Source organism: Niallia sp. WK069_GA_01, assembly GCF_983173855.1.
The window spans coordinates 3,149,580-3,175,369 of sequence record NZ_OZ470138.1 but is presented as its reverse complement, the minus strand read 5'-3'; the positions used below and the strand labels follow the sequence as shown (position 1 = coordinate 3,175,369).

At 36.2% G+C, this 25,790-nt stretch carries 21 protein-coding genes; 19 read left to right on the top strand and 2 right to left on the bottom strand.

Annotation, left to right across the window (positions count from 1 at the left end):
- Positions 1-22: 22 nt before the first annotated feature.
- A complete protein-coding gene (locus AC5LWL_RS15115) occupies positions 23-1,741 on the bottom strand; it encodes an Rqc2 family fibronectin-binding protein (RefSeq protein WP_493435076.1) in 1,719 nt (572 codons plus the stop codon).
- 588 nt (positions 1,742-2,329) lie between these two features.
- Here AC5LWL_RS15115 and AC5LWL_RS15110 point away from each other — a divergent pair.
- The 16 genes from AC5LWL_RS15110 (at position 2,330) to spoVM (ending at position 20,200) form a co-directional block, all read left to right on the top strand.
- A complete protein-coding gene (locus AC5LWL_RS15110; protein WP_493435075.1) occupies positions 2,330-5,008 on the top strand; it encodes a calcium-translocating P-type ATPase, SERCA-type in 2,679 nt (892 codons plus the stop codon).
- 309 nt (positions 5,009-5,317) lie between these two features.
- Entirely contained in the window at positions 5,318-6,193 is an 876-nt protein-coding gene (locus tag AC5LWL_RS15105) for a YicC/YloC family endoribonuclease (protein WP_493435074.1), read from the top strand.
- A gap of 58 nt (positions 6,194-6,251) precedes the next feature.
- Complete coding sequence (gene remA, locus AC5LWL_RS15100; protein ID WP_101576563.1) at positions 6,252-6,515, top strand: extracellular matrix/biofilm regulator RemA; 264 nt, start codon at positions 6,252-6,254, stop codon at positions 6,513-6,515.
- 9 nt (positions 6,516-6,524) lie between these two features.
- Positions 6,525-7,139: a guanylate kinase gene (gene gmk / locus AC5LWL_RS15095; protein WP_493435073.1), complete on the top strand. Its 615-nt coding sequence runs from the start codon at positions 6,525-6,527 to the stop codon at positions 7,137-7,139.
- A 2-nt stretch (positions 7,140-7,141) separates the two neighbouring features.
- A complete protein-coding gene (gene rpoZ / locus AC5LWL_RS15090; protein WP_493435072.1) occupies positions 7,142-7,360 on the top strand; it encodes a DNA-directed RNA polymerase subunit omega in 219 nt (72 codons plus the stop codon).
- 584 nt (positions 7,361-7,944) lie between these two features.
- Positions 7,945-9,153 carry a bifunctional phosphopantothenoylcysteine decarboxylase/phosphopantothenate--cysteine ligase CoaBC gene (coaBC, locus tag AC5LWL_RS15085; RefSeq protein ID WP_493435071.1) on the top strand — a complete coding sequence of 403 codons (1,209 nt, stop codon included), beginning with the start codon at positions 7,945-7,947 and terminating at the stop codon, positions 9,151-9,153.
- Entirely contained in the window at positions 9,150-11,564 is a 2,415-nt protein-coding gene (gene priA, locus AC5LWL_RS15080; protein ID WP_493435070.1) for a primosomal protein N', read from the top strand. The genes coaBC and priA overlap by 4 nt, the downstream gene beginning before the upstream one ends.
- 155 nt (positions 11,565-11,719) lie before the next feature.
- Entirely contained in the window at positions 11,720-12,205 is a 486-nt protein-coding gene (gene def, locus AC5LWL_RS15075; RefSeq protein ID WP_493435069.1) for a peptide deformylase, read from the top strand.
- The gene (gene fmt, locus AC5LWL_RS15070) at positions 12,202-13,155 is read left to right on the top strand and encodes a methionyl-tRNA formyltransferase (protein WP_493435068.1); all 954 of its coding nucleotides are present in this window, start codon (positions 12,202-12,204) and stop codon (positions 13,153-13,155) included. Before def ends, fmt begins: the two co-directional genes overlap by 4 nt.
- Positions 13,148-14,494, top strand: a complete 1,347-nt coding sequence (gene rsmB, locus AC5LWL_RS15065) for a 16S rRNA (cytosine(967)-C(5))-methyltransferase RsmB (RefSeq protein ID WP_493435067.1) — start codon at positions 13,148-13,150, stop codon at positions 14,492-14,494. Before fmt ends, rsmB begins: the two co-directional genes overlap by 8 nt.
- A gap of 2 nt (positions 14,495-14,496) precedes the next feature.
- On the top strand, positions 14,497-15,585 hold the full coding sequence (gene rlmN / locus AC5LWL_RS15060) for a dual-specificity RNA methyltransferase RlmN (protein WP_493435066.1): 1,089 nt from the start codon (positions 14,497-14,499) through the stop codon (positions 15,583-15,585).
- A 6-nt stretch (positions 15,586-15,591) separates the two neighbouring features.
- Positions 15,592-16,350: a Stp1/IreP family PP2C-type Ser/Thr phosphatase gene (locus AC5LWL_RS15055; RefSeq protein WP_493435065.1), complete on the top strand. Its 759-nt coding sequence runs from the start codon at positions 15,592-15,594 to the stop codon at positions 16,348-16,350.
- Positions 16,347-18,326 (top strand): Stk1 family PASTA domain-containing Ser/Thr kinase, encoded by a 1,980-nt coding sequence (pknB, locus tag AC5LWL_RS15050; protein ID WP_493435064.1) that lies wholly within the window; start codon positions 16,347-16,349, stop codon positions 18,324-18,326. The genes AC5LWL_RS15055 and pknB overlap by 4 nt, the downstream gene beginning before the upstream one ends.
- Positions 18,327-18,340: 14 nt before the next feature.
- Positions 18,341-19,222 carry a ribosome small subunit-dependent GTPase A gene (gene rsgA / locus AC5LWL_RS15045; protein ID WP_493435063.1) on the top strand — a complete coding sequence of 294 codons (882 nt, stop codon included), beginning with the start codon at positions 18,341-18,343 and terminating at the stop codon, positions 19,220-19,222.
- A 156-nt stretch (positions 19,223-19,378) separates the two neighbouring features.
- The gene (locus AC5LWL_RS15040; RefSeq protein ID WP_493435062.1) at positions 19,379-20,026 is read left to right on the top strand and encodes a thiamine diphosphokinase; all 648 of its coding nucleotides are present in this window, start codon (positions 19,379-19,381) and stop codon (positions 20,024-20,026) included.
- A gap of 93 nt (positions 20,027-20,119) precedes the next feature.
- A complete protein-coding gene (gene spoVM / locus AC5LWL_RS15035; protein WP_032088878.1) occupies positions 20,120-20,200 on the top strand; it encodes a stage V sporulation protein SpoVM in 81 nt (26 codons plus the stop codon).
- Positions 20,201-20,680: 480 nt separating this feature from the next.
- Here the strand turns inward: spoVM and rpmB are convergent, their stop codons facing one another.
- Positions 20,681-20,869: a 50S ribosomal protein L28 gene (gene rpmB, locus AC5LWL_RS15030; RefSeq protein WP_066393509.1), complete on the bottom strand. Its 189-nt coding sequence runs from the start codon at positions 20,867-20,869 to the stop codon at positions 20,681-20,683.
- A gap of 500 nt (positions 20,870-21,369) precedes the next feature.
- Here rpmB and AC5LWL_RS15025 point away from each other — a divergent pair, with 500 nt between their 5' ends.
- The 3 genes from AC5LWL_RS15025 to AC5LWL_RS15015 all read left to right on the top strand — a co-directional run bounded on the left by AC5LWL_RS15025 (position 21,370) and on the right by AC5LWL_RS15015 (position 25,403).
- Positions 21,370-22,482, top strand: coding sequence for an IS110 family RNA-guided transposase (locus AC5LWL_RS15025; RefSeq protein WP_493432749.1), 1,113 nt, complete (start codon positions 21,370-21,372; stop codon positions 22,480-22,482).
- Positions 22,483-23,337: 855 nt separating this feature from the next.
- Positions 23,338-23,700 (top strand): Asp23/Gls24 family envelope stress response protein, encoded by a 363-nt coding sequence (locus AC5LWL_RS15020; RefSeq protein WP_493435061.1) that lies wholly within the window; start codon positions 23,338-23,340, stop codon positions 23,698-23,700.
- 17 nt (positions 23,701-23,717) lie between these two features.
- Positions 23,718-25,403, top strand: a complete 1,686-nt coding sequence (locus AC5LWL_RS15015) for a DAK2 domain-containing protein (protein WP_493435060.1) — start codon at positions 23,718-23,720, stop codon at positions 25,401-25,403.
- Positions 25,404-25,790: the final 387 nt, after the last annotated feature.

The following is a 25,790-nucleotide window of genomic DNA, read 5'->3' as shown; positions in this document are numbered from 1 at the left end:
AATAAGACAGCAAAATTTCTACTTATTTATTGTCCTTTTTCAATGAAATAATGGTTTCTTCATCAGGTGTTACATAGACTGTTTGCTGATTATCATAAATAACAAAACCAGGTTTAGCGCCGCTAGGTTTTTTTACATGTCGAACCAAAGTAAAATCAACTGGTACGGAGCTGGAGTGTTTTGCTTTACTAAAATAGGCTGCCAAGTTTGCTGCTTGCAAAATGGTTTGCTCAGAAGGCTCTTTGCTGCGAATAACAACATGGGAACCTGGGATATCTTTTGTGTGCAGCCAAATTTCGTCTCTTGCTGCAACCTTGTTTGTTAAATAGTCATTTTGTTTATTGTTTTTTCCAACTAATATTTCCGTGTGATCTTCTGAATAATATTGGTCCAAAACAGGTTTGCTATTTTGTTGTTTTTTTGTTTGTTTCTTTTGTCTTTCTCTTAAATAACCTTCTTCCACTAGCTCTTCACGAATTTCCTGAATATCTTTAGGAGAGGCAGAAATAATTTGCTGGAACAATGTTTCAAAATACAATAGTTCTGCTTCTGAAAGTCGAATTTGCTCCTTAATAATAGCAATAGAGTTTTTTGCTTTTTGATATTTTTTAAAATACTTTTGGGCATTTTCAGATGGTGATAATCTAGGATTAAGCTCAATAGTCAGCATTTTGCCTTCTAGATCGTAATAGTTAACGACTTCTATTTTATCCATCCCCTTTTTTGCTGCATAAAGATTGGCAGTTAAAAGTTCTCCGGATAATTGATATTCCTCCGCATTTTCAGCTTCAAGTAAAGATTTTTGCAGTTTTTTAATTTTTTTAGTATTTTTATCCCGTTCATTAACAATAAAACGTTCTAAATCATTGCTCTGTTGTTTCACTCGATCTCGTTCCGCTTTTCCGAAATAAAACCGGTCAAGCATTTCACTTAATGTAGCAAATGATTTTATTTCGCCATTTACATGAAGTACAGGTTGATAATAAAAATATTCTTTATCAGAAGTAATCATAATGGAAGGATTATACGCTTCTTGTTTTATATTCTCCATTTGTGTGGTAAAGGCTTTAGGCAATGTGATCCGATTAGCAATATCTGCTCGAAATAGGATTTCTTTTGCAAGAAGTGGAGAAATTCCTGAAAATTGTTGAACAATTTGTTTATCTAGCTTGCCGCTGTTAAAGTCTATTGCTTTTACGACATCTTCTTCTGATGCAGATAAAGGGTCAAGTTTATCTTGGGCAGGCGGTGCTTTATATTCATAGCCAGGAAGAATGGCCCGATGACTGTTGACTGCATAAGAAACATGCTTGATGCTGTCTAATATCGTATTTTTCTCTTGATCCACCAAGATAATATTACTATGACGTCCCATTATTTCAATCATAAGTTTTTTATAAGATGTATCGCCAATTTCATTTCTTCCTCTAATTTCTAATACGATTATTCGGTCATTTCCTATTTGATATATATTTTCAATAAAATAACCTTCCAAATGTTTTCGTAATAACATACAGAACATTGGAGGTTCTTTAGGATTCTCATATGTTTCTTCTGTAAGTTGAATTCGTGCATAGCTCGGATGAACGGATAAAAGCAGCTTTTGATTTTTTCCATTTGCTCGAACAACAAGCACTACTTCGTTTGAAAACGGCTGTTGTACTTTATTGATTCGCCCACCCTTTAATTGTTGCAGTAGCTCAGTGGTCATTGCTTTTGTAAATAAACCATCAAATGACATGTTTAACATCCTCTTTTATAGTGATTTCCTCTTTACTCTATCGATAATTAAATAGAAATACAAGAATTTCATCATAAAAAGTCGTTTTTTCATTGGTAAAATGTCATCCGCAATTTAAAGGTACATTCTTTAGAATTGCTCACCATTCGATAAGATTGCTCGTTTCCATTCATGCCAAGTCATATCATCGAATAGCTGGAATTTATATTGTTCGTAAAAAGAAATCGTGGATGGAACAATGCTTATCAAGAGACGAATTAGCTTTTCCTGCTTTTCTGTTTTTTGCTAGCATTTTTTTTTGATTGGTTGAATATGATTTCTTTAAGGTGGTGTTGGGACAACTTTGCAAGTTTAACATTGTTCAGAACAACTGCGTTTTTTCTTCACCTTTATGAGAGCAAGCATGTATTTTAAAGTGGGTGTTCAAAAAGGAGGATAAAATGGACCAACGAAGAAATTCGACTTGTCCTTTTTACCGGACTTTTTGAACAATCTCTTAAAGAAAAATGCACCGCTATAATCTAGGAAGTACTAGTTGCTTTTCTAAAAGGTGGGTTGAATTGAAAAAGGGGGAAGTGAGATGGCCGGATGAACTATCATGAAATGAATGAAAAAGAAGTAGAGCGAACATTAAATACTGATTTTTCGGCTGGACTGACAGATGAAGATGTAAACAAGCGAAGAGAACAGTTTGGGAAAAATGAACTGGCGGAAGGAGAGAAACAGTCTGCTCTGCTGCTATTTTTTAGTCAGTTTAAAGACTTTATGGTACTGGTCCTATTAGCGGCAACGTTAATTTCAGGACTTTTAGGAGAATACATTGATGCGATTGCTATAATAGCTATCATCATCTTGAATAGCTTTCTTGGTTTTTTTCAGGAAAGAAGGGCAGAGAAATCTTTATCTGCTTTAAAAGAACTTTCCCAGCCGCAAGTACAAGTTTTAAGAAGAGGGGAATGGATAAAAATTCTTTCCAAAGAATTGGTTCCAGGTGATGTTATCAGATTTACAAGTGGAGATCGAATTGGTGCAGATGTTCGAATCATTGAATCTAGGAGTTTAGAAGTAGAAGAGTCTGCATTAACTGGAGAATCTGTTCCTGTTCCTAAAACGGTGTCTCCTATTAAAAATGCTCATTTAACACTTGGCGATATGGAAAATATGGGGTTTATGGGGACGATGATTTCAAGGGGAAGTGGCTCAGGGGTAGTAATTGCAACAGGAATGAAAACGGCAATGGGGCAAATAGCAGATCTTTTGCAAAATGCAGAATCCCAAACGACGCCATTGCAGCGTAGGCTTGAACAGCTTGGAAAAATTTTGATTGTTACAGCATTATGCTTAACATTGCTTGTTGTAGCCATTGGAGTATTGCAAGGAAATGATTTGTATGAAATGGTTCTTGCTGGTGTGTCCCTAGCTGTTGCAGCTATTCCAGAAGGGCTGCCGGCCATTGTTACGATTGCTTTATCGTTGGGTGTACAAAAAATGATTCGAAAAAATGCAGTTGTACGCAAATTGCCAGCTGTTGAAACATTAGGCTGTGCAAGTGTTATCTGCTCAGATAAGACCGGGACATTGACACAAAATAAAATGACCGTTACAAAGGTGTGGAGCGGTGGAAAAACATGGACAGTAGATGGGATTGGCTATGAACCACAAGGGAAATATTATGATGATAATACGATGATTGATCCACGAAAAGATAGAGTATTGCAACAGCTGTTAACATTTGGAATGATTTGTAATCATGCAGAAATACTGCAAAAAGACGGCGAATTTGTTTTAAATGGGGACCCGACAGAAGGTGCTTTGTTAGTCGCTGGGATGAAAGCAGGTTATTCAAGAAGTCAATTATTAAATCAATTTACCATTGTAAATGAGTTTCCATTTGATTCTACCCGTAAAATGATGAGTGTTATTGTAAAAGACTCTACTGGCAGACAATTTATTGTCACAAAAGGTGCACCAGATGTATTAACAGGAAAAAGTGTCTCTATTTTAATGGGAAGTAAAATTCAGCCATTTGCAAAGGATACAAAAAATTTAGTCCAGGATGCAATAAATGGATTAGCTTCACAAGCGCTGCGAACAATAGCGGTTGGATACAAAGAAATAGCACCCAATACACTAATTTTACATGAGCAAGAAGCAGAAAAAGATTTAACATTTATCGGTTTACAAGGAATAATTGATCCGCCGAGACCGGAAGTAAAACAAGCCGTTAAAGAGTGTAAAGATGCAGGTATAAAAACGGTTATGATAACAGGTGATCATGTTATTACAGCCAAAGCAATTGCCAAGCAGTTGGGGATTGCAAATAAACGCTCTAAAGTGTTAGAAGGTAAAGATCTAGCCAATATGAGCTTGTCTCAATTAGAAGATGTAGTAGACGAGGTGACGGTGTTTGCGAGAGTATCTCCAGAACATAAATTAAAAATCGTACAGGCATTTCAAAATAAAGGACATGTTGTGGCGATGACAGGCGATGGAGTAAATGATGCTCCTGCTATTAAAACAGCGGATATAGGTATCGCAATGGGAGTCACAGGAACAGATGTGGCAAAGGAAGCATCATCCTTAGTATTAATGGATGATAACTTCGCTTCAATAAAAGCAGCTATTATTGAAGGTAGAAATATATATGAAAACATTCGTAAATTTATCCGCTATTTATTAGCATCCAATGTTGGTGAGATACTAGTTATGTTATTTGCGATGATTTTGGCTTTGCCGCTTCCTTTAGTTCCCATTCAAATTCTATGGGTGAATTTAGTAACAGATGGCCTTCCAGCAATGGCACTGGGACTTGATAGACCTGAAGATAATGTGATGAAAAGAGATCCAAGAAGTCCGAATGAAGGAGTATTTGCAAGAGGATTAGGCTGGAAAGTAGTATCTCGTGGTTTCTTAATTGGCATATCCACGATATTAGCATTTATTTTTGCTTACGATAATAATCCAGACAATCTTGCCTATGCACAAACGGTAGCTTTTGTTACATTAGTGTTGGCTCAATTGATTCATGTATTTGACTGCCGCAGTGAAAAATCGATTCTATCTCGGAATCCATTTGGCAATATGTATTTAGTTTGGGCTGTTATTTCTTCTTTGGTGCTAGTATTAGTTGTTATTTATGTTCCAGTTTTACAAAACATCTTTCATACAATGCCAATTCTGACAAAAGATTGGCCAATGATAATCGGTTTAGCCTCTGTTCCAACTTTTTTACTTGCAGGATCATTTTTGTTGAGTAAATCAAAATAAAATATGGTATAATCCAAAAGGTATAGAGACAACTCTATACCTTTTGTGTTTATTTGGAAAAGGGGTAGAAAGCGCCAGTTTTTATATTTCTTCGAGGCTGAACAAGGCGTTTGCGCTTTTTTATCATAGTAAGTATTAAATGACTTTTCGTGCGCCGATAGGTTGAGACTGTTTCTTTTCTTTTTTTTGAAGAGATGAGTTTCTGTGTGTATCTGTATAAAATAATAATTCTAATGAAAAGCGAGAAATAGGTAGCACTCTAATTTATTTAATAAGCGCATTTACTTTTCTTGAAATGGATGTGTAAAAATGGCTATAAGCATGACTGGTTTTGGCAGAGTGCGCAAACAATTGGAGGATGTAAACATCGTAGTAGAAATAAAAACAGTTAATCATCGTTTTTGTGAACAAACAATTCGGATGCCTAAACAGTTCATAATAATAGAAGAAAAAATAAAAAAGACCATTTCAAACTATATACATAGAGGAAGAGCTGAAGTATTCATTAGCCTTGAAGGGGAGCGCCTTCAAAATAAAAAAGTCGTCGTAGATTATTTACTGCTCGACAGGTATCATCAGCTTCTGACAGAAATAAAAAATAGATACTCGATTCAAGAGGCAATTTCATTGGATGACTTATTAAAAAGGGAAGATTGTTTTCAGCTTAAAGAAGAAGAAGTGGACGAAAAAGAACTAGAAGAAACAATTTTAGCAGCAGTAGAAGAAGCTGCTATCGAATTAAATAAGATGCGTGCAGCAGAAGGGTTTGTTTTGCAGCAAGATATTCTAAGCAATTTAGATTTGGCAGAGCAGTCTATTATTCGACTTACCCAATTAGCTCCACAAGTTATAACAAGCTATCGGGAAAAAATAAAAGCAAGAATAGAAGATTTTTTACAAGATAAGATGGACGAGTCTAGGCTTTTGACAGAAGTTGGGATATTTGCTGATAAAGTGGATATAAATGAGGAATTAACACGTTTGAACAGCCATCTTCACCAATTTCGTCAATTTGTACAGGGATCGGATGCTATCGGCAGAAAGCTGGATTTTCTTCTTCAAGAAATGAACAGAGAAGTAAATACAATTGGCTCTAAAGGGAATTCAGCAGACATCAGCAAAGAAGTTGTAGAAATGAAGAGCTTATTAGAAAAAATAAAAGAACAAATTCAAAACATTGAATAGATGAGTTTAGAATAATCCTTCCTCGTCAAAAATAAACTAATAGGATTGGAGAATATACATGTCCATCAAGTTAATAAATATCGGTTTTGGAAATATTGTTTCTGCAAACCGAATTATATCGATTGTTAGTCCTGAGTCAGCTCCAATAAAACGTATTATCCAGGATGCACGGGATCGAGGATCGCTGATTGATGCAACATATGGAAGAAGAACAAGAGCTGTTATTGTTATGGACAGTGATCATGTGATTCTTTCGGCTGTCCAGCCAGAAACGGTTGCACATCGACTGAATGATCGCGATGAAATATTGGATGAAGGGTAGGAGAGAAGAGTGGTAGATAAAGGGCTGTTAATTGTGTTATCAGGACCTTCTGGTGTTGGAAAAGGTACGGTGCGCAAACAAATTTTTTCACAAAAAAATAATTCATTTGAATATTCGATTTCGATGACTACAAGACTTCCACGAGCGGGAGAAGTCGATGGAGTCGATTATTTCTTTAAAAAAAGAGAAGAATTTGAACTATTAATTGAGAAAGGCAAACTATTGGAATATGCGGAGTTTGTCGGCAATTATTATGGAACACCTGTTGATTATGTAAGAGAAACAACAGATAAAGGAAAAGACGTTTTTTTAGAAATTGAAGTGGAAGGTGCTAAGCAAGTAAGAGAAAAATTTCCAGATGGATTGTTTATTTTCTTAAGCCCTCCAAGTTTATCCGAATTAAAAAATCGTATCGTCACAAGAGGAACTGAAACAGAAGAAATTATCAACAATAGAATGAATGTGGCTAAAGAAGAAATAGAAATGATGCATTTATATGATTATGTGGTAGAAAATGATACAGTAGAGAATGCATGTGATAAAATTAAAGCCATAATTATTGCAGAACATTGCAGAAGAGAAAGAGTAGAACCAAAATACAAAAAAATGCTGGAGGCTAATTAACTATGTTATATCCATCTATTGATTCATTAATGACTAAAATCGATTCTAAATATTCTTTAGTATCTGTTGCGGCAAAAAGAGCGAGAAAGATGCAGTTGCATGCAAAACCGCAATTAAGCAAGTATGTGTCACATAAAAATGTCGGAAAAGCATTAGAAGAAATTCATGCGGATCAATTGACATACCGTGTTAATGTTGAAGAAATGGAAAAAGAAAATTAATTGGATTAGTGCAAGGTCTGATTAAATAAAGCAATAACAAATGGAAGGCTGAATCGGAAGGGGAATTTCTCATTCTTGATCAGTCTTTTTTTATGAAGGTAAACGGTCTTTTGTCTAATTTTTTATTTTTAAGGCTTCCTGAAAAAAGGCGTTGGCTTTCTCGATTTAGTCCGCAGTCAGAATACACTTCGCTTTCCATGGGGCGAGCGGTGAGCCTCCTCGGAGCAAGCTCTGCGGGGTCTCACCTGTCTCGCAATTCCTACAGGAGTCTTCGTGTATTCTGACTGCTCCTTGAATCAAACTCAGATCAAAAAAACGGAAAGCTGGTGCTTTTCATGTGCCATGGTGCGGGTGTCGAGCCCGAAAAAATCCAATGAAAATTCCTTGGTTGCTTGGATTTTGGCTGACTTAATTTTTAATCATCTGCTTTTACAAAAGTAAGAGGGGGGGTTTTTAATCGGATAGAGCATTTGAATGACGTTGATGAGCTGGGAGATCCGAGCTTTTTCTTATTTAATAGGTGAAAATTCTTTGTTTTTCTTGCATAATAAAGACAGCGAATTTTGTAGAAATGGGGGAACATGATGTTAAAGGGGAAAAAGATCTTGTTATGTATAACAGGTGGAATTGCTGTATATAAAATGTGTGCATTAACAAGTAAATTAACGCAGAAGGGTGCGATTGTTAAAGTAATAATGTCTGAAGCAGCAACAGAGTTTGTCGCACCACTGACGTTTAAAGCACTCTCTAAAAATGAAGTATATACAGATACATTTGATGAAAAAGATGCAAAAGTGATTGCCCATATTGATTTAGCAGACTGGGCGGATTTGATTCTTGTCGCTCCTGCAACAGCCAATACGATAGGAAAGCTTGCAAATGGAATTGCAGATAATATGGTAACAACAACACTACTTGCAGCAACTGCTGATGTATGGATTGCACCGGCAATGAATGTTCATATGTATGATCATCCTGCTGTACAAAAAAATATTCAAACCTTATATGAGTACGGATACCGTTTTATTAACCCGAGTGAAGGGTATCTTGCCTGCGGTTATATTGGAAAAGGTAGATTAGAAGAGCCGGAAATAATCATTGAACATATGGAAGAGCACTTTACTGGAAAGAAACAATTTTTACAAAATACGACCGTATTGGTTACGGCAGGTCCAACCAGAGAGAAGATTGATCCAGTTCGGTTTATTTCTAATCATTCCACAGGAAAAATGGGATATAGTATTGCCAAGCAGGCGTTGAAATTTGGAGCGGATGTTGTTCTTGTAACAGGTCCGACGAATATAACGCCGCCAAAAGGAGCAAAGGTGATCGCGGTCGAAAGTGCGGGTGAAATGTATGAGGCAGTAATGGAGAATAGTAAGAAAGCTGATATTATAATAAAAACAGCCGCCGTCAGTGACTATAAACCTGTAAAAACATATGATCATAAAGTAAAAAAGCAGCAAGGATCGGAAATAATGGAGTTTACAAGAACAAAAGATATTCTTGCCGAATTAGGACAAAGAAAAACAAGCCAAGTATTAATTGGATTTGCAGCGGAAACGCAAAATATGGAAGAATATGCAAAAGATAAACTAAAAAGAAAAAATGCTGATATGATTGTGGCGAATAATGTAAATAGTAAAGACTCAGGTTTTGGAACAGATACAAACCGAGTTACTTTTTATTTGAAAAACGGGGAACAAAAAGAATGGCCATTATTAACAAAAGATCATGTCGCCATTCATTTATTAGAACAAGCTTTTATATTGAAAGAAGATGGTAGGAAATGACGGTTGCTAAAGTTATTGTAGATGTGCCTGCTAAACAAACAGATAGACCATTTGATTATCTTATACCTGCCCATTTAGAAAATGTCATTCAGCCGGGTATGCGAGTGATTGTGCCGTTTGGACCAAGAAAGGTACAAGGGTTTGTAGAAGAAATTCATCCAGAGTCTTCCTTTCCTTCATTAAAAAAAATCAGCGAACCGATGGACCTTGTTCCTGTATTAAATAATGAATTGCTTCATTTAGCTGATTGGTTGTCAGAACAAACGCTTTGTTATAAAATTTCTGCCTTTCAAGCCATGCTGCCTCCTGCTTTAAAAGCAAAGTATCAGCGGAAAATAAAATTACTAGCTGAACTTGACCTAAATGAATTAACAGAAAGTCTGCATCCCTTATTTGCTGGAAAGAGAGAGGTGTTATGGGAAGAAGCAATAAAAACTACCTCTCTTACATCGATACAAAAAGAAGTGAAAAAAGGGAACCTCGAAGTCGTTTATGAAGTACAGTCGCGTGCAAATAAAAAGAAAGTAAAACATATTTATTCGCTATTAACCTGCGCGCAGCTAAAAGAAGCATCGGAAGCATTAAACAAGCAGGCAGCGAAGCAACAGCAAGTAATCCATTATTTTATGCAAAACAAGGAGTCTATTGAACAAAAACGATTAATAAGTCAGTTGAAAATATCCACTGCTGTAATAAAAGGATTAGTGGATAAAGGAATCCTTGCTGAAAAGTCAGTAGAAATGTACCGGGATCCTTATAAGGAAAGAGAGTTTGCCAGAACATTTCCTCTGCCTTTAACAAAAGAACAACAGCTGGCAATCGAACCGATTCATCAAAGCATTGAAAATGATACACATGAAGTATTTTTATTGTATGGAGTGACAGGCAGCGGTAAAACAGAGGTATATCTTCAATCCATTGATAAAGTATTAAAAAAAGACCAAGAAGCAATTGTATTAGTACCTGAAATTGCCTTGACACCACAGATGGTCCATCGCTTCAAAGGAAGATTTGGTGATAAAGTAGCTGTTCTCCATAGTGGTCTTTCAGTTGGTGAAAAGTATGATGAATGGAGAAAAATACAGCGAAAAGAAGTGAAAGTAGTAGTAGGAGCAAGATCGGCGATTTTTGCACCATTTGAAAATTTAGGGATTATTATTATTGATGAAGAACATGAAATGACCTATAAGCAAGAAGAAAATCCAAAGTATCATGCGAAGGATGTTGCCATCAAAAGAGGGTTAACCCATCAATGTCCAGTTATTCTCGGCAGCGCTACACCTTCTTTAGAAAGCTTTGCCCGTGCGCAAAAAGAGGTGTTTACTTTATTAACTTTGGAAAAGAGAATGAATAACAATCCTTTACCGGAAGTGGAAATTGTTGATATGAGGGAAGAGCTCCGAGAAGGCAATCGATCAATGTTTTCGAGAGTTTTGTTGGAGAAGCTAAAAGATAGAATCGAAAAAAAAGAGCAGACTGTTTTGTTTTTAAATAAACGGGGGCATTCCTCCTTTGTTATGTGCCGTGATTGCGGTTATGTGGTGAAATGTCCTCACTGTGATATTAGCTTAACCTATCATCAATATAATCATCAGATGAAATGTCATTATTGTGGATATGAAGAAACGGTGCCAAATAATTGCCCGGAATGTAGCAGTGAACATATTCGGTATTTTGGAACAGGAACACAAAAGGTAGAAGAGGAATTGGCAAAGATTATGCCGGAAGCCAGTGTTATTCGTATGGATGTGGATACAACGAGCCGAAAAGGATCACATGAAAAATTATTAAAACAGTTTCAAGAAGGCAATGCAGACATTCTTTTAGGCACACAAATGATTGCTAAAGGACTGGATTTTCCAAGAATTACGCTTGTCGGTGTATTATCAGCGGATACAATGCTTCATTTGCCGGATTTTCGTTCATCTGAAAAAACATTTCAGCTTTTAACGCAAGTGAGTGGGCGAGCTGGAAGGCATGAGTTAGAAGGAGAGGTTATTTTTCAAACGTATACTCCAGAGCATTACAGCATTGAGCTTGCTAGTCATCAAAATTATGACGTCTTTTATCAAAGTGAAATGATGATAAGAAAGAACCACGCCTACCCGCCTTATTACTATATTACACTTATAACAGTTAGTCATGAACAATTAATGAAAGTCGTTTCGGTAACGGAACAAATTTCACAAGTTGTAAGACAAAAGCTCTCTCCGAAAACGGTCGTATTAGGACCAGTTGCTTCCCCTATTTCCAGAATAAAAAATAGATATCGGTATCAGTGTCTGATAAAATACAAACAGGAACCTAACTTAAAGAAGGTGCTTAAAACAGTGTTGGATCATTATCAAGGCGAAATAAGCACAAATGGTTTACAAATTTCGATTGATGTTAACCCTTATATTCTGATGTAATGGTACAGCGATTTTCATTAGAACAAAAGAATGTACGATAAAAGGTTAGGAAGAAAACCTTTTATACGTCAATCTTACTTGTGTTATATCAGTAAATAGTATAGAATATACCGTTGCATTAAATATTAGGCAGAATGATGTTTGGAGGAAAAGAAGTGGCAGTAAAACAGATTGTACTGTTTCCAGCAGAAATATTAGAACGTTCGTGTGAAACAGTTACTGTATTTGATAAAAAATTAGCAAAACTATTAAATGATATGTATGATACGATGATTGAGTTTGATGGTGTGGGACTTGCGGCACCGCAAATAGGAATAGGAAAAAGAATTGCAATTGTTGATATAGATGATGATATGGGAACAATTGAATTAATTAACCCAGTATTAATGGAAGCAGATGGCGAACAAGTAGGACCAGAGGGCTGCTTAAGTTTTCCAGGAGTATATGGAGAAGTAAATCGTCCATTTTCTATTAAAGTAAAGGCTCAGGATAGAAAAGGAAAAGCTTATTATATAGAAGCAGAGGACTTTTTAGCAAGAGCGATTCTACATGAAATGGATCATTTAGATGGAGTGCTTTTTACTACAAAAATTACGCGCTATTTAGAGGAAGATGAGTTAGAAGGAGTGGAATCTGAATGACGAAAATTGTATTCATGGGAACACCGGATTTTTCTGTGCCGGTGCTGCAGCAGCTTTTAGAGGATGGCTATCAAGTCATTGCTGCTGTGACACAGCCAGACCGTCCTGTCGGGAGAAAAAGAACATTAACACCGCCGCCAGTAAAAGTAGAAGCGATAAAGCATCATATTCCGGTATATCAGCCGGAAAAAATTCGCCAGTCAGAAGAGTTGGCAGCAATTATTGCTTTAGAACCGGATTTGATTGTAACAGCAGCTTTTGGACAAATTTTGCCCAACGAATTATTGAACGCACCAAAGTATGGTTGTATTAATGTGCATGCATCCTTGCTTCCAGAATTAAGAGGCGGTGCACCTATTCATTATAGTATCATTCAAGGAAAAGAAAAGACCGGGATTACGATTATGTATATGGCAGAAAAATTGGATGCTGGCGATATTTTAACACAAGTGGAAGTACCGATAGCAGAAGAAGATACAGTTGGAACGCTGCATGATAAACTCAGCGCAGCAGGCAGCGAGCTTCTCTCCAATACATTGCCGAAGCTTTTGGCTGGGGAGATTACGCCTATCGCTCAAAATGATAACGAAGCAACCTTTGCTTCGAATATTAAACGTTCAGATGAAAAAATCCATTGGGCATTATCAGGCGAAGAGATTTATAATAAAATTCGTGGCATGAACCCATGGCCAGTTGCATTTACCACATACCAAAATGAAGTAATGAAAATATGGAGTGCACAAAAGGTGAACGCATCTTCACAAGCAGCTCCTGGGACGATTAGCGATATTCTAAAAGACGGCCTGATTGTTTCAACAGGCAGTACAACATCCATCAAAATAACAGAGCTTCAGCCAGCAGGTAAAAAGAAAATGCTAGCAGAAGTATTTTTACGCGGTGCAGGTGCAAAAATGGCAATAGGTGAAGTATTAGGAGCAGAAAATGACTAGTAAAAAAAATGTTCGCGAAACAGCGTTGGATATAATAGAAACAATTAATAATAATCAGGCTTACAGCAATCTTTTATTAAATACAAGTATCAAAAAAAATCAAGTGCCAGTAAAAGATATCGGACTCTTAACAGAAATGGTGTATGGCACATTGCAGCGAAAAATGACGTTAACGTATTATTTGCAGCCTTTTTTAAAAAATAGCCATAAAATGCAAAGCTGGGTAGTTACTTTACTGCAATTAACGTTATACCAAATTCTTTATTTAGATCGTGTTCCGGATCATGCTGCTATTCATGAAGCAGTTGAAATAGCGAAAAAACGGGGACATAAAGGAATTGCTGGTTTAGTTAATGCCGTTTTAAGAAGCATTCAAAGGCAAGGGGTACCATCGTTAGAGACCATAAAGGATCCTATCGAAAAATTAGCAGTGGAAACAAGCCATCCACAATGGTTAGTAAAAAGATGGGTGGATCAGCTTGGGTTAGAAGAAACACGTAAAATGTGTGAACTAAACTTAGTGGCTCCTACGCAAACAGCTAGGGTAAATACTACGAAAATATCTAGAGAAGAGTGTTTATCTCAGCTAGAGAAAGAAGGCTACCAAGTAGTAGCAAGCGATGTTGTTCCAGAAGGCATCCATTGTGTAAAAGGTAATTTAGCAAATTCATCTTCATTTCAAAAGGGATTAGTAACCATTCAAGATGAAAGTTCCATGCTTGTAGCTTATGCGTTGGATTTGAAAGAACCACTAACGGTACTAGACGCTTGTGCGGCACCAGGTGGGAAATCAACTCATATTGCTGAGAAAATGAATAATAAAGGACAAGTACTATCAGTAGATCTTCATGAGCATAAAGTGAAGCTTATCCGTCAAAATGCGGATAGATTAGAGCTTGATACGATAGAAACAAAAGTAATGGATTCAAGAAAGCTGGATGAAGTGCTGGAAGAAGGTTCATTTGATCGAATTCTAATTGATGCGCCATGCTCTGGTTTTGGAGTTATGAGAAGAAAGCCAGATATTAAATATACAAAAGCGGAAAAAGACATTGAACGATTGCACACGATTCAACTTCAGTTACTAGAAAAGATGAGTCCATTACTAAAAAAAGGCGGATTATTAATATACAGTACTTGTACAGTTGATGCAAACGAAAACGAAGAGGTAGCTGTCCGTTTTTTAGAACAGAATTCGGACTTTTATCAAGATACGACGTTAGTAGAACGCATGCCAGAGAGTGTCCGCCCATACGTAAAAGAACATGAATTGCAAGTATTGCCACAATATTTCGGATCAGACGGCTTTTATATTGCCGCATTAAGAAAGCAGGTGTAAAAATGGAACAGATAAAAACAACAAAGAAACAAACAACTCCAGATATGTTGCCATCCATTTACTCTTTAGAATTACACGAGGTAAAAGAATGGTTAAAAGAAAACAAAGAACAAGCATTCAGAGCAGATCAAATTTTTGAATGGCTTTATAAAAAAAGGGTAACTAGTTTTGAAGAAATGTCGAATCTTTCAAAAAGGCTGCGTCAATTATTAACAGAGCATTTTACGATTACGACACTAAAAACACTTATTGAACAAACGTCCAATGACGGCACCATTAAATTTTTATTTGAACTTCATGACGGATATTCGATTGAAACGGTTTTAATGAGACATGAATATGGCAATTCTGTATGTGTAACGACACAAGTTGGCTGCAGAATCGGCTGTACATTCTGTGCATCTACCCTTGGAGGATTAAAAAGAAATTTAGAAGCAGGAGAAATTGTTGCGCAAGTAGTAAATGTACAACAGGCACTTGATAAATTAGATGAGCGTGTAAGTTCTGTAGTTATTATGGGGATTGGTGAACCTTTTGATAATTTTGCAAATATGCTGAGCTTCTTAAAAATTATCAACCATGATCAAGCTTTAAATATTGGTGCAAGACATATCACTGTTTCAACTAGTGGAATTGTACCAAAAATTTATGAATTTGCTGATCAAAATATGCAAATTAATTTTGCAGTTTCCCTGCACGCTCCTAATACAGAGCTAAGAAGTCGATTAATGCCAATCAACAGAGCGTATAAACTGCCACAGTTAATGGAATCCATTCGTTATTATGTGGAAAAGACTGGACGAAGAGTAAGTTTTGAGTATGGATTATTTGGAAATGTAAATGATCAAGTAGAACATGCAGAAGAATTGGCTAAACTTGTAAAAGGGATTAAATGTCATATTAATCTAATTCCTGTTAACTATGTTCCTGAAAGAGATTATGTACGTACACCAAAGGATCAAATCTTTTTATTTGAAAAAACATTAAAAAAACATGGAGTAAATGTAACCATTCGAAGAGAGCAAGGCTCCGATATTGATGCTGCTTGTGGACAGCTGCGTGCGAAGGAGCGACAAGAAGAGACGAGGTGACAACCAGTGAAAGAAATTTTTATGACAGATAAAGGAAAAGTTCGCCAGCATAATGAGGATAGTGGAGCTATAGTCTTTAATAAAAGCGGTCAACGCCTTGCCATCGTAGCAGATGGCATGGGCGGTCACCGTGCAGGTGATGTGGCAAGCAGGTTAACGGTTGAAAAATTGACTGATCTTTGGATAGAAAATGAAGCCATTATGACTGCGGATGAAGCGGAAAGTTGGTTGCAAACGAATATTCTTCAAGTGAATCAATTTGTTTTACAATATGCGCTCACACATCCAGAATGTGAAGGCATGGGAACGACGATTATTGCCGTTATTAGTACCGAAAATTTTTCTACCATTGCACATGTTGGGGACAGTCGTTGTTATTTATATAATGAAGATGGTTTTAAACAAATGACAGAAGATCATTCATTAGTAAATGAATTGGTTAGAATGGGGCAAATTTCCAAGGAGGATGCTGAACATCATCCTCGAAAAAACGTGGTATTAAGAGCTTTAGGGACAGATGAAAACTTAGTGATTGATATTATTACCATTATGTTTGAACAAGGCGATGTTATGTTAATTTGCTCGGATGGTTTATCAAACAAGGTGACAGATGATCAGTTAATAGAGGTTCTGAAGCAAGACAATTCTCTTGAAACAAAGGCGGCTACTTTAATTCATACTGCAAATGAAAATGGCGGAGAAGATAATATTACCGTTGTTATTTTAGAATATTTCACGGGAAATCAAGCAGGTGAAGAGCAATGATGATCGGCAAAAGGATAAGTGGTCGATATAAAGTAATAGATATGGTTGGTGGAGGTGGAATGGCAAACGTCTACCTGGCTCATGATATGATTCTTGATCGTGATGTTGCGGTGAAAATGCTTCGTCTTGATTATGTCAATGATGATGAATTTGTTAGACGATTCCATCGAGAAGCACAGTCGGCTACCAGTTTAACCCATCCTAATATTGTCAGTATTTATGATGTTGGAGAAGAAGGCTCCATTTATTATATTGTAATGGAATATGTAGATGGTTATACATTAAAACAATACATACAAAAACATTCTCCCGTTCCTGTGGAAACGGCAATTGAAATAATGAAGCAATTAACATCTGCTATTTCTCATGCCCATCAAAATAATATTATTCATCGAGACATTAAACCACATAATATTTTAGTGGATAAGCAGGGAAATGTAAAAATAACAGATTTTGGCATTGCGATGGCGTTAAGTGCAACAAGCATTACGCAAACGAATTCTGTACTTGGCTCTGTACATTATCTATCACCAGAACAAGCCCGTGGCGGCATGGCCAATAAAAAATCAGATATATATTCACTCGGAATTGTGATGTTTGAATTATTAACAGGGAGGCTTCCGTTCTCCGGGGAATCAGCGGTGTCTATTGCATTAAAGCATTTGCAGTCAGAGACTCCAAGCGTAAGAAGATGGAATGAAGAAATTCCCCAAAGTGTAGAAAATATTGTGTTAAAAGCTACTGCTAAAGATTCTTTTCACCGCTATGCAAGTGCAGAAGAAATGGAAGATGATTTACGGACAGCACTTAATCCTGAAAGAGGAAATGAACCGAAATTTTTTGCGCCAGTAGACGAGGAAGCAACTAAAGCCATTCCCATTATAACGAATGAGCGGTCTTATCCTAATCTTGATGAAACAATTATTCATGGCAAAGATGAAAAGAAGAAAAAAGAGTATAAACAAGAAGCTCCAAACAAAACAGAAGAGACAAAGAAGCCAAAAAAGAAAAGTAAAAAACTACCGATTATATTGATTTCTGCTTTTCTATTTCTATTAGTAGCTGCTGCTTTTGTTGTTTTCGTACTGCCGGATTTTCTGATTCCTAAAGATGTAACCATTCCTGATGTGACTGGAACTGAAATAGAAGAAGCAATATCAGAATTAGAGTCATCTGGTTTTGTAATAGGGGAAACAATTCCTTTAATGGATGAAGAGGTAAAAGAAGGAGCCGTTATTCGAACAAGTCCAAAAGCCGGTAGAGAGGTTAAAAAAGGTACGGAAATCGATATTTACCAAAGTACCGGCAAAGAGAAATTTGAACTGGGAGATTATAAAGGACAGCAGTATGAAGACGTTGTCAACAAACTTGAAAAAGAAGGCTTTAAAAATATTAATAAGATAGAGCAGTTTGATGAAAATCAGCCTTCTGGAACGATTCTTTCACAAAGTTTTTTAGAAGGGGATGAAGTGGTCCCTGAAGATGCAGACATTGAGTTTACGATCAGCAAAGGCGCTCAGTTTGTTAAATTACAAGACTTAATTGGTTATAGTAAAAAAGACGTGAATGAATATGTGAATTCTGTTGGACTTTCTGTAGATTTTAAAGAAGCATACAGTGATACAGTGGATGAAGGAAAGGTTGTTGCCCAATCACCAGAAGCTGGTTTAAATGTGAGGGTAGGCTCTAGTCTTTCTGTTACTCTTTCAAAAGGTACAGAAACAATTCCAACAAAAGAAGTAACCGAAGAGATTACAATTCCCTATGAGCCTGCAGAAGAGGGCGAGCCGCAAGAAGTGATTGTATACGTGCAAGATTTAGATCATAGCATGACGGAACCGTATGATACATTTACGATTAAGGAAACAACGAAAAAGACGATAACATTAAGAGTTTCAAAGGATGATAAGGCAGGGTACAAAGTGATTAGAGACACAAGTGTCATTCTTGATCATGTCGTCCCATATCCTGATTAAGGAGCGTATATTTTATGCCTGAAGGCAAGATTATTAAAGCGTTAAGTGGATTTTATTATGTTTTAAGCGATGAAGTTGTGACACAATGCCGAGGTCGTGGCGTGTTTCGGAAAAATAAAGTTTCTCCGTTAGTAGGAGATGAAGTTGTTTTTCAAGCAGAAAACAAAACAGATGGTTATATAATGGAAGTGAAAGAACGAAAAAATGAATTGGTAAGACCGCCAATTGCCAATGTCGATCAAGCGATTCTTGTTTTTTCAAGTGTGGAGCCTGATTTTAGTACAGCACTATTGGATAGGTTTCTTGTATTGGTAGAATACAATCGAATTAGACCAATTATTTGTATTACGAAAATGGATTTAACCTCACAAAAACAGGTTGAAGAGATGAAAAATTATGCAGCTAATTATGAAAAAATCGGTTATTCTGTTCTTCTTACTTCATCGGAAACAGAAGAAGGTATACAATTATTTGCTCCCTATTTAAATGGGAAGATTTCTGTGTTTGCAGGTCAATCAGGTGTTGGGAAATCTTCTTTGCTTAATGCGATACGTCCGGATTTGGAATTAAAAACAGATGAAATATCAAACCATCTTGGAAGAGGAAAACATACTACACGTCATGTGGAGCTTATCTCGATTGGAGATGGTTTAGTTGCTGATACCCCAGGATTTAGTTCGTTAGAATTTACGGACTTAGAAGCGGAAGATTTAAATTATTGCTTCCCTGAAATAGAGAAAGCAAGTGAAAAATGCAAATTTAGAGGCTGTTTGCATCTTTCAGAACCAAAATGTGCAGTAAAAGCAGAGATAGAAGCAGGGAATATTTCGAACTATCGGTACGAGCATTATAAAGACTTTTTGCAAGAAATAAGAGACAGAAAACCAAGATATTAAATAAGGCATGTGAGAAAATAATGGAGGCTGTTGCTTATTTTAGAACAGCATGAGGTTTTGCATTCTTATTTATTGACGTTTTGAGCATTCATATAAAATGCTCTTTTTTTTGTAAAAATAGTACAGAATGAAAAAATAGATAAAGGGGGAAGAGAATTGGATATTCATATAATGGCAGGAGGACCACAAAATTATATTCCGGATTTATCCGATTATATGGGAATCGATTCCATTTGGATTGGGGTGGACAGAGGAGTTTTATACTTATTAAATCGGGATATTCCGGTAAATGCAGCATTTGGTGACTTTGATTCAGTCAATGAAAAAGAATTGGCGGAAATATTGCAGCATTCATCCACTATTAAAAAATTCAGCCCAGAAAAAGATGAAACAGATATGGAGTTGGCTCTTAATTGGGCTGTTGAAAAGCAGCCAAATACAATTCGTATGTTTGGAGCAACTGGGGGAAGACTTGATCATACTATAGCTAATATTCAATTATTATTAAAAAAAATATTGGAGAAACAGCAAATACATATTGAAATAATTGACAATCAAAATATTGTATATGTAGTTAAAGAAGGTCAATATACATTAAAAAGAGAAGAGAACTATCGGTACGTTTCATTCTTTCCGTACAGTACAAATATTGTAGGTCTAACATTAGAGGGTTTTAAATATCCTTTAAAGGACTACACTATTCCAGTTAGCAGTACACTATGTATTAGTAATGAACTTATTAGTGAATATGGTACTTTTTCTTTTACTAAAGGCATATTAATGATAGTAAGGAGTCATGATTAAGTCATTAAATAAAAGTACTAATTTTTTGTTTTTGAATAGGATGTTAATGGTGTTACTGATTTAATATTGGAGCGTTAAGGAGGGACAGTATTCATGAGATTTTATACTATAAAATTGCCGAAATTTTTAGGAGGACTTGTCCGAGCGATGTTAGGAACATTTAAAAAAGAATAAAGGCATGAAATAAACATGCCTTTTTTACAAAGACAACCTTTTATATTGTTTCGCAAGAGGGGAAGACTTAAGGCTTTCCCTTGTTTTTGTCTATAAAAAACGCCAACATAAGAAATTATCGTACTTTAAACATAAATACAAAAAAGGATAATCAGTTAATTTTCTGAGGCAAGCGAACGATTACCGGAGGATTCCTGCCCAAACGCACAGGAATCTCTCGGTAATGATATAACACTTTAACTAAGGACTGATAAATCGCAAGTCCAAGAATGTGGGAGGACAGCTGCAAGAAAACTTATCTTGTTTCGACCTCTTGGAGGAATATGAGTGAAAAAAGGCAAAAATAAAAAAAGGGACATAAATTATGTCCTTTTTTTAAATGCTAATACTATTAGCAAATCGCCTACTATTGTTATTATAAATTTATGTAGAATAAACACTACATAAACATGAAAGTTGATCGAGGCGTTAACGTATTAATTATACGCGTTCAACTTTACCAGATTTAAGAGCTCTTGCAGAAACCCAAACACGTTTAGGTTTACCGTCTACTAGAATACGAACCTTTTGAAGGTTTGCTCCCCAAGTACGCTTGTTAGCGTTCATCGCATGGGAACGAGCATTACCTGTAGTTGTTTTTTTACCAGTTACAACACATTTACGTGGCATGAATATTTCCCTCCTTATAACCAAAACCCTTATTACGAGTTTTTAAAATTCATCATTAGCAATTAACTTTGAGAAATACGTGAAATAGTCCTCATTAAAGATACTTTAATAATTTATCACACAACTATCTTGATTGCAATAGTGTAATCAAAGCTTTCAAGAAAATTTCCTTGACATACAAATTTATTTTGCCTTTTTGAGTTGATTTTTTTGTGTTTATTCAACGTTGTTCTCCCAAAATGTGTACTTTTAAGATGGATGTTTTCACCAATTCAACGACAGCAACTAATGAATCAAAACGGCTTGATTGACGTGAAAGGTGCGAGACTCCTGTGGGATTAGCGGGTTAGATGAGACCTAAGCAGGCGCTTGCGCCGAGTTATAATGAACGAAACTAGCCCCATACTCGTAATTTCGTAGGTTAATTTGGCAATAATGTTTATGAACTAAAAACAAAAAAACCAAATCAGTGCTACATTACGGAAGGAGCTAGTTCTATTATGAAGGATACCACAAAATTTGTAGGTTTAGACGTATCAAAAGAAAAAATTGCCGTTGCTATTGCAGAAGAAGGTAGAGAAGAACCAAGATATTATGGAATGATTGTTCATACACCTGAAGCGATTAAAAAGTTAATGAAAAAACTAGGAGAGCCAAGTACTTTAAGAGTTTGTTATGAAGCGGGTCCAACGGGATATCCATTATATCGATTACTAACTGCTTTAGGTATTCATTGTGAAGTGATTGCTCCATCTTTAATACCACAAAGACCGGGAGAACGTATTAAAACAGACCGTAGAGACTCTATTCGTCTTGCCCAGTTATATCGTGCAGGAGAATTAACTTCTGTTTATGTTCCGACTCCAGAAGATGAAGCACTTCGAGATCTAGTGCGAGCACGAGAAGATGCGAAAGAAGACGAGCTGAGAACCAAGCATCGTTTAAGTAAGTTTTTATTACGGAATAATATTTATCCACCTGTTGGAGTGAATAAATGGACAAGAAAATATCGAGATTGGCTAGATACGTTAAAGTTTTCCAATTCCAATTTACAATTAGTTTTTCAAGAATATTATCATCAATTAAAGGAGTTGGAACAGCGGGTAAAAAGATTCGAAGAGGAAATGCAAATACAGGCATTGGAAGGAGTTCATGCCCCTATTATTCAAACTTTACAAGGACTAAGAGGCGTTGCACTGGTTACAGCGACAAGTCTTGCGGCGGAAATTGGATCGTTTAAACGTTTCCCAAATCCTAAGCAAATGATGGCTTATGTAGGATTGATTCCAAGTGAATTCTCAAGTGGAGAAAGACGTCGACAAGGAGCTATTACCAAATCAGGAAATCGTCACGTTCGCCGATTGTTAATCGAGTCGGCTTGGAGTTATCTTCGTCAGCCGGCCGTAAAAGGAAATTTAAAAAAACGACTAGAACCTTTATCACCGTCTATTCAAGCAATATCCTGGAAAGCGCAAAATCGTCTGCATAAAAAATATTATCGATTAGTATCTAGAGGAAAAGAAAGTAATAAAGCAATTGTTGCCGTTGCTAGAGAATTAGCTGGCTTTATCTGGGCTATTACGCAAGAAGTAGAAGAAATTCCAAAACATTAATGTTACCAAACGAAAGAAAGTAGAGGAAGAGAAAGAAAAATAGATACATGAGAATAGGGCTCGAAGGCAAAGAGAAATACCGGAAAGGATAACCCACGTGCCTCCTCTGTGCTATATCATTCGTTGATTAACGCACGTCCCGAGTTAGTGGAAAGACCTTTATACGGAAAGATAAAATGTGAAAACCCACGAATATCAGAATGCTAACCGCAGGATGAAATTTTTGCCTTCGTGCCGTGTCCTTACTATCTATTCTAATCAATCAGAAAGGAGGAAGTATAAGTATATCACGATTTCTTCTTTAGCTTAAAAAAGTATCTCCTATCTTAGAATGGCAGTCAAGGAAAGCACTTGACAGCCATTCTAAGATAGGAAGTTCGGTTGGTAAGCTAAAAAAGGAAACTTGTAGCCACTAAGGCTCATCGATACACGAACAGTCAAGAAGCCTAAAATCGCTTCTCTTCTTAAAGTTACCCAAAAATAACCTATCTAGTAGTGGAGAGTGGGAGACTTGACAGTTTCGTTCATATCAGGAGGCTCATCGCACCCCCCACGGAAAGCATGCCCCTATTTATAAGGAATAATGTTTGCAAAAAACATCCAAAAAGACGAATCAATCACCCTTTTCTTCTTGCTCTAAACCAAGTGCTAATACATGAAGAGGAATTTATAACTGCAAAGTTTGACTAATCAAAAAAGGAAAAGGATAAATTTATGCAGAAAAAGGTATTTTTCGATAGAGGAAAACAAAAAATAATAAGGTTTATGCCACTTGTCTTAACTATCGCTTTCAAAAAATATTATGTTATAGTAAAATATCAGTAGTCAAAGAGCAATTCCAAAGGGGGAAAACTCATGTCCATTGAATTGAAAACAAATTTCGGACAAATAGATATTTCAACAGAAGTAATAGCAACAATTGCAGGTGGAGCTGCTATAGACTGCTATGGCATTGTTGGAATGGCGTCTAAAAATCAAATTAAAGACGGCTTGACTGATATTTTACGAAAAGAAAATTTTACTCGTGGAGTAATTGTTCGAAGTGTAAATGAAGAAGTGCATATTGATATGTATATAATCGTTAGTTATGGAACGAAAATCTCCGAGGTTGCACACAATGTTCAATCAAAAGTGAAATATACACTCAATAAGACAGTTGGACTTGCTGTTGACTCGGTAAATATTTACGTTCAAGGAGTTCGTGTGACGAACTTGTAGTGAGGAGGAAACGAAAAGTGTCAATTACAGTTTTAGAAGGAAAACGTTTTGCCGAAATGGTTATCCAAGGAGCAAACCATTTATCCTCTAATGCTAAATATGTAGATGCGTTGAACGTTTTTCCTGTACCAGATGGTGATACAGGTACAAATATGAATTTGTCGATGACATCAGGTGCAAAGGAAGTTCAAAATAATATTCAATCACATATCGGTAAAGTAGGGCAGTCTCTTTCAAGAGGTCTACTAATGGGTGCAAGAGGGAATTCCGGTGTTATTCTTTCTCAATTATTTCGTGGATTTTCAAAGTTCATGGAGCAAAAAGAGAGCATCACAGGAAAAGAATTTGCAAACGCTTTACAGTTTGGAGTTGAAACTGCATATAAAGCAGTAATGAAACCTGTAGAGGGAACGATTTTAACGGTAGCAAAGGATGCTGCTAAAAAAGGTGTTCAATCAGCAGAAAAAAATGAAGATATTATTGTTATTATGGAAGATGTTGTAAAAGAGGCGAAGGAATCATTAAACAGAACACCAGATTTATTGCCAGTTTTAAAAGAAGTGGGTGTAGTAGATAGCGGCGGTCAAGGGCTTGTTTTTGTCTATGAAGGTTTTCTTGCGACGCTAAAAGGAGAAGAACACCCTGATGCAATAAAAGCAGTTGTATCAATGAATGAGCTTGTCAATGCGGAACATCATAAAAATGTTCATAGCTATATCAACACAGAGGATATTGAATTTGGCTACTGTACGGAGTTTATGGTTCGTTTGGAAAAAGAAAAGTTAGGAAATCAACCTTTTTCTGAAGAGGATTTTAGACAAAGCTTAAGTAAATATGGTGATTCGTTATTGGTAATTGCAGATGACGAGGTTGTGAAAATACATATCCACTCGAACCAGCCTGGTGAAGTATTAACATTTGGTCAGAATTATGGAAGCTTAGTAAAGATGAAAATTGAAAACATGCGGGAACAGCATAGCAGCTTAGTTGAAGGTACAGAAAAAGAATCCTTTGATGCAGCCCCTGTTTCCTTAAAAGAAGAGGCAAGAGAATACGGAATTGTTACCGTTTCAATGGGAAGTGGCATTGCTGATCTTTTCCGAAGCATTGGTGCTCATAGTGTAATTGAAGGCGGGCAAACGATGAATCCAAGTACAGAAGATATTGTAAATGCGATTCAAAAGGTTAATGCAAAAAAAGTGTTTATTCTGCCGAATAACAAAAATATTATTATGGCAGCTGAACAAGCTGTTGACGTGCTGGGGGAAGATGTTAAAGTTATTCCTTCAAAAACGGTTCCACAAGGCATGGCTGCACTTTTAGCTTTTAATCCTTCTAGTGAGATGGAGGGGAATGCCAAAAACATGACTGCAGCAATGGAGCATGTGAAGACAGGACAAATAACTTTTGCAGTACGAGATACAAATATAGATGGCCTTCAAATTGAAAATGGTGATTTTATGGGTATTGCAGATGGAAAAATTGTTGTAAAAAGCAAAGAAAAGCTAGAAACAGCAAAAAAATTATTAACAAATATGCTTGATGAAGATGCAGAAATTCTGACAATAATAAAAGGAGAAGATGCTTCTATTGAAGAGGTTGACGCTCTTGCTGCTTTTGTTGATGAAGAATTTGATTATGTCGAAGTTGAAATACATGATGGAAAACAACCATTATACTCCTTTATTTTTTCAATAGAATAAATAATACAATAAAAGGACTGTATGCTGTTAAAATAACGGCATACAGTTTTTTATCGTTTAGGCGCATAATAAACAATAAAACCCTAAAAAAGAAAAGAGTAAAAAGAAGAAGGCATATGGTATGATGAAAAGAAAAGGAATAATAAAGAGAAGAACCAGTTGGAAGAAAATTGCTTGTTTTTTTGAACCTTATGATTTGAATGAAATATCTGTAAAAAGAGCAGCAACTTCGCTTTTGTCAACGTTTTACTCTGCGAACGTAGACCATCTTTTTTATTTAGCAAGAAAAGACTTTGTTTTTAACAATATCCTGCATTTAATTTATACTAATATAGTGATTAGAAAAAGGATTAATGCATCGTTCATGTGAAGGAATCTACTGTATAT

Bases quoted from the DNA above. Each gene is read 5' to 3' on its own strand.
- AC5LWL_RS15115 (WP_493435076.1), bottom strand. From the start codon at position 1,741: ATGTCATTTGATGGTTTATTTACAAAAGCAATGACCACTGAGCTACTG.
- AC5LWL_RS15110 (WP_493435075.1), top strand. From the start codon at position 2,330: ATGAACTATCATGAAATGAATGAAAAAGAAGTAGAGCGAACATTAAAT.
- AC5LWL_RS15105 (WP_493435074.1), top strand. From the start codon at position 5,318: ATGGCTATAAGCATGACTGGTTTTGGCAGAGTGCGCAAACAATTGGAG.
- remA (WP_101576563.1), top strand. From the start codon at position 6,252: ATGTCCATCAAGTTAATAAATATCGGTTTTGGAAATATTGTTTCTGCA.
- rpoZ (WP_493435072.1), top strand. From the start codon at position 7,142: ATGTTATATCCATCTATTGATTCATTAATGACTAAAATCGATTCTAAA.
- coaBC (WP_493435071.1), top strand. From the start codon at position 7,945: ATGTTAAAGGGGAAAAAGATCTTGTTATGTATAACAGGTGGAATTGCT.
- priA (WP_493435070.1), top strand. From the start codon at position 9,150: ATGACGGTTGCTAAAGTTATTGTAGATGTGCCTGCTAAACAAACAGAT.
- fmt (WP_493435068.1), top strand. From the start codon at position 12,202: ATGACGAAAATTGTATTCATGGGAACACCGGATTTTTCTGTGCCGGTG.
- rsmB (WP_493435067.1), top strand. From the start codon at position 13,148: ATGACTAGTAAAAAAAATGTTCGCGAAACAGCGTTGGATATAATAGAA.
- rlmN (WP_493435066.1), top strand. From the start codon at position 14,497: ATGGAACAGATAAAAACAACAAAGAAACAAACAACTCCAGATATGTTG.
- pknB (WP_493435064.1), top strand. From the start codon at position 16,347: ATGATGATCGGCAAAAGGATAAGTGGTCGATATAAAGTAATAGATATG.
- rsgA (WP_493435063.1), top strand. From the start codon at position 18,341: ATGCCTGAAGGCAAGATTATTAAAGCGTTAAGTGGATTTTATTATGTT.
- spoVM (WP_032088878.1), top strand. From the start codon at position 20,120: ATGAGATTTTATACTATAAAATTGCCGAAATTTTTAGGAGGACTTGTC.
- rpmB (WP_066393509.1), bottom strand. From the start codon at position 20,869: ATGCCACGTAAATGTGTTGTAACTGGTAAAAAAACAACTACAGGTAAT.
- AC5LWL_RS15025 (WP_493432749.1), top strand. From the start codon at position 21,370: ATGAAGGATACCACAAAATTTGTAGGTTTAGACGTATCAAAAGAAAAA.
- AC5LWL_RS15020 (WP_493435061.1), top strand. From the start codon at position 23,338: ATGTCCATTGAATTGAAAACAAATTTCGGACAAATAGATATTTCAACA.